7 protein-coding genes are annotated in these 9,182 nt (G+C 62.2%); 4 read left to right on the top strand and 3 right to left on the bottom strand.

The window, feature by feature from the left end:
• The first annotated feature begins 146 nt into the window (after nucleotides 1-146).
• Together zapE and F8N49_RS21335 are read left to right on the top strand one after the other, a co-directional pair.
• On the top strand, nucleotides 147-1,277 hold the full coding sequence (gene zapE / locus F8N49_RS21340) for a cell division protein ZapE (RefSeq protein WP_151552454.1): 1,131 nt from the start codon (nucleotides 147-149) through the stop codon (nucleotides 1,275-1,277).
• A 158-nt stretch (nucleotides 1,278-1,435) separates the two neighbouring features.
• Entirely contained in the window at nucleotides 1,436-2,749 is a 1,314-nt protein-coding gene (locus tag F8N49_RS21335; RefSeq protein WP_151552453.1) for a protein kinase, read from the top strand.
• A 102-nt stretch (nucleotides 2,750-2,851) separates the two neighbouring features.
• Here the strand turns inward: F8N49_RS21335 and F8N49_RS21330 are convergent, their stop codons facing one another.
• Nucleotides 2,852-3,556: a YebC/PmpR family DNA-binding transcriptional regulator gene (locus F8N49_RS21330; protein ID WP_016775324.1), complete on the bottom strand. Its 705-nt coding sequence runs from the start codon at nucleotides 3,554-3,556 to the stop codon at nucleotides 2,852-2,854.
• A gap of 221 nt (nucleotides 3,557-3,777) precedes the next feature.
• Here F8N49_RS21330 and F8N49_RS21325 point away from each other — a divergent pair, with 221 nt between their 5' ends.
• Entirely contained in the window at nucleotides 3,778-5,166 is a 1,389-nt protein-coding gene (locus tag F8N49_RS21325) for a type VI secretion system Vgr family protein (protein WP_151552451.1), read from the top strand.
• 8 nt (nucleotides 5,167-5,174) lie between these two features.
• Here the strand turns inward: F8N49_RS21325 and F8N49_RS21320 are convergent, their stop codons facing one another.
• Nucleotides 5,175-6,566, bottom strand: coding sequence for an FAD-dependent oxidoreductase (locus F8N49_RS21320; RefSeq protein WP_130929980.1), 1,392 nt, complete (start codon nucleotides 6,564-6,566; stop codon nucleotides 5,175-5,177).
• 72 nt (nucleotides 6,567-6,638) lie between these two features.
• Nucleotides 6,639-7,964 (bottom strand): MFS transporter, encoded by a 1,326-nt coding sequence (locus F8N49_RS21315; RefSeq protein ID WP_016775327.1) that lies wholly within the window; start codon nucleotides 7,962-7,964, stop codon nucleotides 6,639-6,641.
• Between the two features lie 271 nt (nucleotides 7,965-8,235).
• Between F8N49_RS21315 and F8N49_RS21310 the strand changes: the two genes are divergently transcribed.
• Nucleotides 8,236-9,108, top strand: a complete 873-nt coding sequence (locus F8N49_RS21310) for a LysR family transcriptional regulator (RefSeq protein ID WP_110645473.1) — start codon at nucleotides 8,236-8,238, stop codon at nucleotides 9,106-9,108.
• The last annotated feature ends 74 nt before the right edge of the window (nucleotides 9,109-9,182 follow it).

The following is a 9,182-nucleotide window of genomic DNA, read 5'->3' as shown; positions in this document are numbered from 1 at the left end:
ATCAAAAGATCGCAGCCTCGTTGCACTCGTCAGCTCCTACAGGGGACCGTGCACATATTTCATGGAGCCGACGCCCGGGCTCTGGTTACACTTGGGCCACCGCGCTCCCGGTGGAGCCCGCCCAATCGAACAGGAGCCTGTCCCGCGTGCCCGCCCGAACGCCGAAACGATCACGACTGAGCCAACGCTGGCCGTTGCTGCGCCGCCTGTTCGGCAAAGGCCTGCCCGCCAGCGCCGGGCACGATGCTCATGCCGCGACCATCCGCGATTATTTCCGTGACAAGGCCAAAAGCCAGGGCTACACCCTCAGCCGCAGTCAGCAGCAAGTCATCGACTGCATGGCGCAGCAAGCCAGCGTGCTGCTCGGCGACAGCGGCCACGCCCCGCCGAGTCTGTACCTGTACGGCGCCGTCGGGCGCGGTAAGAGCTGGTTGCTCGACGGTTTTTTCCAGGCGCTGCCGATCACGCGCAAACGCCGCCTGCATTTCCATCAGTTCTTCGCTCGGTTGCACGACGGCATGTTCCGTCATCGCTTGGAGGAAGACGCGCTGGAAATCACCCTGGATGAGTTGCTGGAAGATTGCCAGGTGCTGTGTTTCGACGAGTTTCACGTGCATGACATCGGCGACGCGATGCTGATCACGCGGCTGTTCAAGGCCCTGTTCAAACGGCAGATCATGCTGCTGGTGACCTCCAACTATGCACCCGAGGGCCTGCTGCCTAATCCGCTGTATCACGCGCGCTTCAAACCGGTGATCGAGCTGATCAACACGCGCATGCGAGTGATGGAAGTCGGTGGCGCCCACGACTACCGCGCACTCAACCGCCAACACACGCATCAAGTGTTTACCCAAGGACATTACGTTTGGCCGGCGACGGCAGCTCAACGTCAGACTCTGGACCTGCCACCGGCCGACGCGCCTGCCCTGGCCCTCGAAGTTGGCAAGCGCCAGCTTCAGGCCCGTTTTTGCCAAGGCCGGCGAGTCGCGTTCACCTTCAACGATCTGTGTGAACAGCCAACGGCAGTGATGGATTATCTGCAACTGTGCCAGCGTTTCGACCAGTGGATCATCGATGAGCTGCCGCAGCTCGGCGAATGTCCGATCGCCGTGCAGCAGCGCTTCATCAATCTGATTGACGTGCTCTACGATCAGGACAAACACCTGACCCTGCTCGGCCAACTGCCGCTGGGCCAGAGCCTGGAAGGTCACGCCATTGACCTGGCGCGCACGCGCAGCCGGTTGGGGCAATTGCAGGCAATCCACGCTCCCAACTGACTCCCTACCCTGTGAGAGCGAGCCCTGTGGGAGCGAGCCTGCTCGCTCCCACAAGGTCCGGGACAACTCAAAATCCGTTCAGCATCCGCTTTACCGCTATCATGTCGCCCATTCCAGCGCCCCCCGCGTCGCTCCACCGATCAATAGCGAAACCAGACATGCACACCCTTGCTCAACTGCGCGCCGGCGAGCTGTCCGGCATCACCCGCCTCGACCTGTCCTGCGGGCTGACCGAATTCCCCAACGAAATTTTCCAACTGGCCGAGACGCTGGAAGTGCTCAACCTCAGCGGCAACGCGCTGAGCAGCCTGCCGGAGGACCTGCACCGCCTGACCCGCCTGCGTGTGCTGTTCTGCTCCGACAACCAGTTCAGCGAACTGCCGGCGTGCCTCGGCCAGTGCACCGCGCTGACCATGGTCGGCTTCAAGGCCAACCGTATCGTCAATGTGCCCGGTGCCGCCCTGCCGCCGCAGCTGCGCTGGCTGATCCTCACCGATAACCGCATCGAAAGTCTGCCCAGCGAACTCGGTGAACGCCCCGCTTTGCAGAAGCTCATGCTCGCCGGCAATCGCCTGCAATCGCTGCCAGACTCCCTGCGTCACTGCCATCGGCTGGAATTGCTGCGCATCGCTGCCAATCAACTCAGCGAACTGCCGCAGTGGTTGCTGACCTTGCCGAGCCTGACCTGGCTGGCCTACGCCGGCAATCCGCTGGAGACCGAAGCCGATGCCGCTGCCCTTGAGGCCACGCCGCTGATCGACTGGTCGGCGCTGCGCCTGGAGCAGCAACTGGGCGAAGGCGCTTCCGGGGTGATTTCCCGGGCGGTCTGGCAGCGTGACGATGGCACGGCGCAAGCGGTTGCGGTGAAGCTGTACAAAGGCGAGATGACCAGCGACGGTTCGCCGCTGCATGAGATGAACGCCTGCATCACCGCAGGCCTGCACCCGAACCTGATCCGCGTCGAAGGGCGCATCAGCGGCCATCCCGATCAACAGCAGGGGCTGGTGATGCAACTGATTGATCCGAGCTTCGGCAATCTCGCCGGTTTGCCCAGCCTGGACTCGTGCTCGCGGGATGTTTATGCCGAAGGTTGCCGCTTCTCCGCCGAGGTCGCCCTGCGCGTCGCCAAAGGCATCGCCTCAGCGGCCGAGCACCTGCACCGCCAAGGCATTACCCACGGCGATCTGTATGGCCACAACATTCTGTTGAACGATCAGGGCGATTGTCTGCTGGGAGATTTCGGCGCGGCGTCGTTTCATGCCACCGGCGATGATGTGCAGACGCGCGCATTGCAGCGCCTGGAAGTCCGTGCGTTCGGTGTGTTGTTGGGGGAATTGCTGGAGCGTGTCGACTCAGGATTGAGTACGGAGCGGCGCGCGCAACTGCAGGCGCTGGAACGACGTTGCTGTCAGGCCGATGTGCTGGGGCGGCCGGGGTTTAGCGAAGTAATCGAGGTGCTGGAGAATCTTTGACCGCTGCGCAGTCATTCGCGAGCAGGCTCGCTCCCACAATGGAATGCATTGCAAATGTGGGAGCCAGCCTGCTCGCGAAGAGGTCATTCCTGGCGCGACAGATCAGCCAGCCAGACCAACAAACATGTCCTGCACGTCATCATGGTTGTCGAGGCCTTCGAGGAACGCTTCGACTTCAGCCATCTGCTCGTCGCTCAAGCCGCTGACCGGGTTCTTCGGCTGGTAGCCGAGCTTGGCCGAGAGCACGGTGAAGCCTTGTTCGGGCAGGGCTTTCTGCACGGCGTCGAGGTCGGTCGGGTCGGTGAGGAACAGCGTCGCGCCCTCTTCACCCGGCTCGAAATCCTGGGCACCGGCTTCGATCGCAGCCATTTCCGGATCGGCATCCGGGCTGTCCGGCGCGGCTTCGATCATGCCGACGTGGTTGAACATCCACGCCACCGAACCGGAAGCGCCCAACTGGCCCTTGCGGAACGCCACGCGGATTTCCGCGACGGTGCGGTTGATGTTGTCGGTGACGCATTCGACGATCAGCGGCACCTGATGCGGGGCGAAGCCTTCGTAGGTCACGCGATGGTATTGCACGGTTTCACCCAGCAGACCGGCGCCTTTCTTGATCGCGCGATCGAGGGTTTCTTTTGGCATCGAGGCTTTCTTCGCCTGCTCGACCACCAGACGCAGGTGTGCGTTGGTGGCGGTATCGGCACCGTTGCGTGCAGCAATGGTGATTTCCTTCACCAGTTTGCCGAAGATCTTCCCTTTGGCGTTGGCTGCCGCTTCTTTGTGTTTAACCTTCCACTGTGCGCCCATTACTCACTCTCTTGATCTGTGGCGCCGAGACATCTATTGGCCGACGCGTGGCGGCAAGTTTATACGGCCTAAAGTCGGCAATCGACCAAAAAAACAGCCGACGGAATCGACATCTTCACCAAAGCATGTAGGGGGATTCTGAAAAGCGCCTTTGACATGACCATTCAGCCCGACGGTTTCGTACCCTTGAAACCCCGTATCGCCTGACAGGGCCTGCTCGAATGCTCAATGACAAGGAAAGTCCCTTCACCCTTACGCTGACCGACAGCGGATTGCGCCTGCCGGTGGTGCGTTTTCGCGGCGAGGAAGCGCTGAACCAGCCTTACCGTTTCGACATCGAACTGCTCGGCCTGGCCCCGGCCATCGTCCCGGGATCCTTTCTGCACCGGCCGGCCTTTCTGCGGCTCAGTGAGCAGCACGGGTTCCACGGCGTCATTTCCAGCGCCAGCTGCGAACATCGCGGGACCCATCGGGTCGGCTATCGACTGATTCTGGTGCCGCATTTGCAACAACTGGCGCAAACGCATAAGCGCCGCGTGTTTACTCACCTGAGTACGCCGCAGATCATCCAGCAACTGCTCGAAGAACATGCCCTGCCAGCGCACAGCTACCGCATTGAAATGAGCGTCGGTCACTACCCGCCGCGGGCGTTTTGCATTCAGTACGAAGAAAGCGATCTGGCGCTGCTGCAGCGGCTATGCGAAGAAGAAGGCATCCACTATCACTTCGAACACGGGCCGCACGGACACGTCGTGGTGTTCGCCGACGACAGCCTGAGCCTGCCGCAGGAACCGGTTGAAATCCCTTTCAATGCTGATGAGCAACCCCCATCGCCCTGCGTCAGCGCACTCTATCAACAACATCGCGCGGCGCCCGTACCGATGCTGCATGCGGTGCGCAATCGCGGTCAGCCAACCGGCAACGCCGAAGCCGCCAACGAAGTCTCCACCGAGTCGCCGATGCCCGCGCGATCGCCGGAACGTCTGCACGCCGAACAGCGCAGCCGGCGCCATCTGCAACGCCAGCGCTGCCAGTTGCGCTCGATTCACGGGCGCAGTGATTGCAGCGATTTGCTCAGTGGCCGACTGCTGCTTGTGGCCGACCACCCGATTCATCATTTCAACGAACAATGGCTGATATGCGCCGTGCGCCACCACGGGCAGCACCCTTCAATCCTTGATCCGGCGCCAAGCGTTCACCGTTATCACAACGACTTCACTGCACAGCCCTGGTCGACCGACTTCCGTCCGCCACTCAAACAAGCTCGCCCGAATATTGCCGGTTATCACTTGGCGAAAGTCGCGGGTGCGCCTGGGCAACCTGCGCAAGTGGACGAAAACGGCTGCCTCGCTGTAAGCCTGTGGCCGTCTGCGGATAAATCCGCCAGCGACGCCCTGTGGCTGCCGATCGCCATGAGCCGGCTCAGCGGCCCTGTCGCCATCGATCAATTACCGCGTGCCGGCAATGAAGTGTGGGTGAGTTTCCTCGACAGCGATCCGGACCGACCGATCCTGTGCCTCAGCCACGCACGACAGCCGCCGGAGCGCGAATCAGAACCCGCGCGCGACAGCCTGTTGCTCGACTGGCTGAGCCACCGCGCCGAGCATTGATTGGCGCTTCAGCCTTTGTCCGCCTTGCCCGCCGCCGCCGCGAATTTCGCCAGGCGCACGTCCAGATGCCGAGGCCGGCGCCCGTGATCTTCGGCGCGCTCCTTGCGGCGGATGGCGTTGCGCACCATCAGCGAGCCGAGGTAGCGAATCGGTTCCGGCGGGAAATAACCCAGCGGCCCGTTGACCAGCGGCGAACGGGTCCACGGGTTATCCAGGCCCTGCACCAGCGCGGCGAGAATCTGCCCGCCCATGTGACACGGGCCGACGCCGCTGCCGGAATAACCGAAGCCGTAAAACACGTTGCCCGCCGAGCTCATCTGGCCGAAAAACGGCAAACCGGTCACCGAACGATCCGACGGGCCGTTCCACGTCGCGTCGATTTTGACCTCGGCGAACGCCGGGAAAAAATCCGCGAGACTGCGCTTGAGCAATCCGGCATAAGGCGACGGCTGATCGAACACCGGCAGCATCCGCCCGCCATAGGCGAAGGTGTTGCCGCCCTTGCCGAGCATGATCCGGCCGTCCGGGGTGTTGTGGTAGTAATGCACGAAAATCCGCGAATCGAGGACGCTGACGCCGCTGGTCAAACCGATTTGCTGGAGCAGCTCCGGACGCGGTTCGGTGATCAGCATGTCACTGGAAACAATCGCCACACTGCGCTCGAATTGAGGAAACGCGCGGGCCATCCACGCGTTCATCGCCAGCACCACACGGTCGGCGATGACCTTGCCGCAGGGCGTATGAATACGTGCCGGGCGGCCCTCTTCCAGTCCGGTCATCGCCGTACCCTCATGGATTTTCACGCCCAATTGCAGCGCCACCCGGCGCAGACCGCGTACCAGTTTGCCCGGTTGCACGCTGGCAGCCGCCGGGGAAAACCAGCCCTCCAGGTGTTTTGCTGAGCCAGCCATGCGCTGCACATCGGCGAGCGGGCGCTGGCTGAACGAGTTGATGCCATTACGCTCCAGCGCCGCGATCACCGCATCAGTTGCGCCGACCTGGGCGCGATTGGTCGCGGTGTACAGCGTGCCGTCGAGGCGGTAGTCGGCATCGACGCCGTACTGCTCGCAGAACTCGCCGATCGCATGGATGCTGCGCTCCGATTCCCTGACCAGACGCACCGCTTCTTCGACGCCGAACAAGCGCTCCAGGGTGAAATACTTGGCCGACCATGACAGTGCGCAACCACCGTTACGGCCACTGGCGCCGGCACCGCAGATGTCTGCTTCGATCAGCAGCACCTCCAGCTCCGGGTTTTGCTGCTTGAGCATGATCGCCGTCCACAATCCGGTGTAGCCGCCGCCAACGATGCACACATCCGTGCGCACCTCGCCTTGCAGCGGTGGACACTGCTCAGATGGGTCGGCCTGCAAGGCTTGCTCGAGCCAGAACGGTCGCATGGGAAATCTCCAGTCAGATAGCCACGACGCAGCCTGCCGCGCACCGCGCAGCAGGCCACGGGGCGAAGGGTTTCAGGAACGCAGCGGTTTGACGCTCAGCGGGCAGTTGGGGATCGCCGCGCGCGGCTCCATCACGCCGACCGGCCGACTGTTCCAGTGCGGAATCAGCACCAGCGCCGAGAACAGCGCGCATCCGGCGAAGACGATAAACACCGTCACCGAGTCGAAGTAGCCCGGCAGCAAACCGCCGAGCACCGCGCCAACGGAGCCGCAGCCGTTGACGAAACCGGCGGCAGTGGCACCGGCCTTGGCCTTGCCGAAATCGATGGCCGCCGCACCGCTGATCATCGAGTCCGGGCCATACAACGTCAGGCCCATGACGAACAGCAACGCGACGACCAACAACACGCTGCCGGTGTTCAGCGCGGCCATGAACAACGCCAGCGTCACGGTCAGCGCCAGCAGACTCAGCACGCAGGCCGGCATGCGTCGGGCGCCGAAGAGTTTGTCCGAGGCCAGGCCGATCATGATCGGCCCGAGCAATCCGGCCAGTTCAAACGCGGTGGGAATGATCGCCGCGCCGACCTTGCCGACACTGGGCATCTGTTCGAAAACAATCACAGGGCCCCACAACAGAATCGCGTAGCGCGCCGGTTTCAGCAGGAAATACGCCAGGCCCAGCACCAGCACCGTGCGGTTGCGCAGGATTTCCTTCAGTGGCTCCCAGACGCTGAGTTTGCTGTTGGCTGCGGTTTCTTCGGCGGTCAGTTCCGGCTCGGGCTCCACCGCCGGCAAGCCGACGTCTTCCGGTTTGTTGCGCTGGAAGATAAAGAACAGCACGGCGACCACCGCGACCACCGCCGCGCTGGAAATGAATGCCGCGTGCCAGGTGCCGACCAGCGTGTAGGCCCACCAGCCGGCGAACGGTGAGGCGACCAGGCCACCAAACGCGTAACAGGAACTCCACAAGCCGAGCACCCGCCCGCGCTGCTCTGACGGGAAGAAGCTGCCAAGGTTTTTACACAGCCCGGACCAGCCAGTGGACTGCGCCAAACCTTGAATCAACATGCACGTGGCGAAGATCGGCAATGTAGCGAAACTGCCCATCACCAGCGCCGCAGCGGCGGATATCAGCAAACCGCCAAGCACCACCACTCGCGGGCCAAAGCGATCGGCGAGCATGCCCCAAGTGAACTGTCCGAGGGCATACGCCGCCAGATAGATCGCGTCGAGGTTGGCCATGGCCATTTTGTCGAGGGTGAAATCAGGGTCTTCGGCGATGCCCAGTTTGGCTACCGAAAATGCTTTGCGGGTGAAGTAGAACGCGGCGTACGCGAGCCAGGTAATAGCGAAGATCTGCACGCGCCAACGCGCCAGGGTGCCGATGTGCTTGTTCATGGTGGTTCTGACCTCAGGGTGTGAGTGTGCCGGCAGAATCGATTAAGAAAAACGCCTGTGTTTTTTATTGTTGAGCACTGCGTTACCGCCCCTTCCCTTCGGCGATACCGGTCAGATGAGTCTGCTGTTGCACGCACAGGCTCATGGGCCGGCGCTGCTGTTCGACCGAACAGTCAGCGATGGCGTGAGCCGATCAAAGCAATTACTGTTTAATAAATAAAATCGATTTATCGTATTTCACAAATAAGCTGAGCTTGTTACTGGAGTCACCATGTCCGTCTCTCATGCCCAACTCAAAGCGTTCCACGCGGTGGCCGTCCATGGCAGCTTCACCCGCGCCGCCGAACGGCTTTATCTGACGCAACCGGCGATTTCCGACCAAGTACGCAAACTCGAAGAACGCTTCGGCGTGCTGCTGTTTCACCGCAATAAACGTTCCGTGCGCCTGACCGACCTGGGCGAGCGTCTGCTGGCGATCACCCAGCGCCTGTTCGTGATCGAAGCCGAAGCGCAGGAATTGCTGCAGGAATCCCAGGCCCTGCAGACCGGCAGCCTGATTCTCGCGGTGGACGCGCCGATCCACGTGTTGCCGCAGATCGCACGGTTCTGCGAACGCTACCCGGGCATCAGCGTGAAAATCGAAACCGGCAATACCGATGAATCGCTGTTTCGCCTGTTCAACTATCAGGCCGATCTGGCGCTGCTCGGCCGCGACGTGAGCGATGAACGCTTGCTGTGCGTGCCGTTGCGCAACGATCCGATGGTGGCGTTCGTTTCGCGCAATCATCCGTGGGCCGAGCGCGAATCGATCTGTCTGGCCGATCTGGATGACACGCCACTGGTGCTGCGTGAGATCGGCTCAGTAACCCGGCAGACCCTGGAAGAGGAAATGGCTCGAGCGGGCTTGCGCATTCGCCCGGCAATTCAGGTTGAAGGTCGGGAAGCGGCGCGCGAAGCCGTGGTAGTGGGGATCGGGGTTGGTGTGGTTTCAGCGGCGGAGTTCGGCGCCGACTCACGGGTCTGCGCGTTGCCGATCACCGACTGCACGAGGCGCCTGACCGAAACCCTGGTGTGCTTGCGCGAACAGAGTTCGCGGCGGGTGGTGGCGACGTTTCTCGATATGGTTCGCGAGAGCCTGACCTGACTCACTCCCTGTCCTGATCGGTCCCACGCTCTGCGTGGGAATGCCTCAACGGACGCTCCGCGTTCGGCTATTGG

The organism is Pseudomonas sp. GXM4 (genome assembly GCF_008923895.1).
Taxonomy (GTDB): Bacteria; Pseudomonadota; Gammaproteobacteria; order Pseudomonadales; family Pseudomonadaceae; genus Aquipseudomonas; species Aquipseudomonas atacamensis.
This window is presented reverse-complemented; position numbering and strand designations above follow the sequence as displayed.

Bases quoted from the DNA above. Each gene is read 5' to 3' on its own strand.
- F8N49_RS21335 (WP_151552453.1), top strand. From the start codon at position 1,436: ATGCACACCCTTGCTCAACTGCGCGCCGGCGAGCTGTCCGGCATCACC.
- F8N49_RS21330 (WP_016775324.1), bottom strand. From the start codon at position 3,556: ATGGGCGCACAGTGGAAGGTTAAACACAAAGAAGCGGCAGCCAACGCC.
- F8N49_RS21325 (WP_151552451.1), top strand. From the start codon at position 3,778: ATGCTCAATGACAAGGAAAGTCCCTTCACCCTTACGCTGACCGACAGC.
- F8N49_RS21320 (WP_130929980.1), bottom strand. From the start codon at position 6,566: ATGCGACCGTTCTGGCTCGAGCAAGCCTTGCAGGCCGACCCATCTGAG.
- F8N49_RS21315 (WP_016775327.1), bottom strand. From the start codon at position 7,964: ATGAACAAGCACATCGGCACCCTGGCGCGTTGGCGCGTGCAGATCTTC.
- F8N49_RS21310 (WP_110645473.1), top strand. From the start codon at position 8,236: ATGTCCGTCTCTCATGCCCAACTCAAAGCGTTCCACGCGGTGGCCGTC.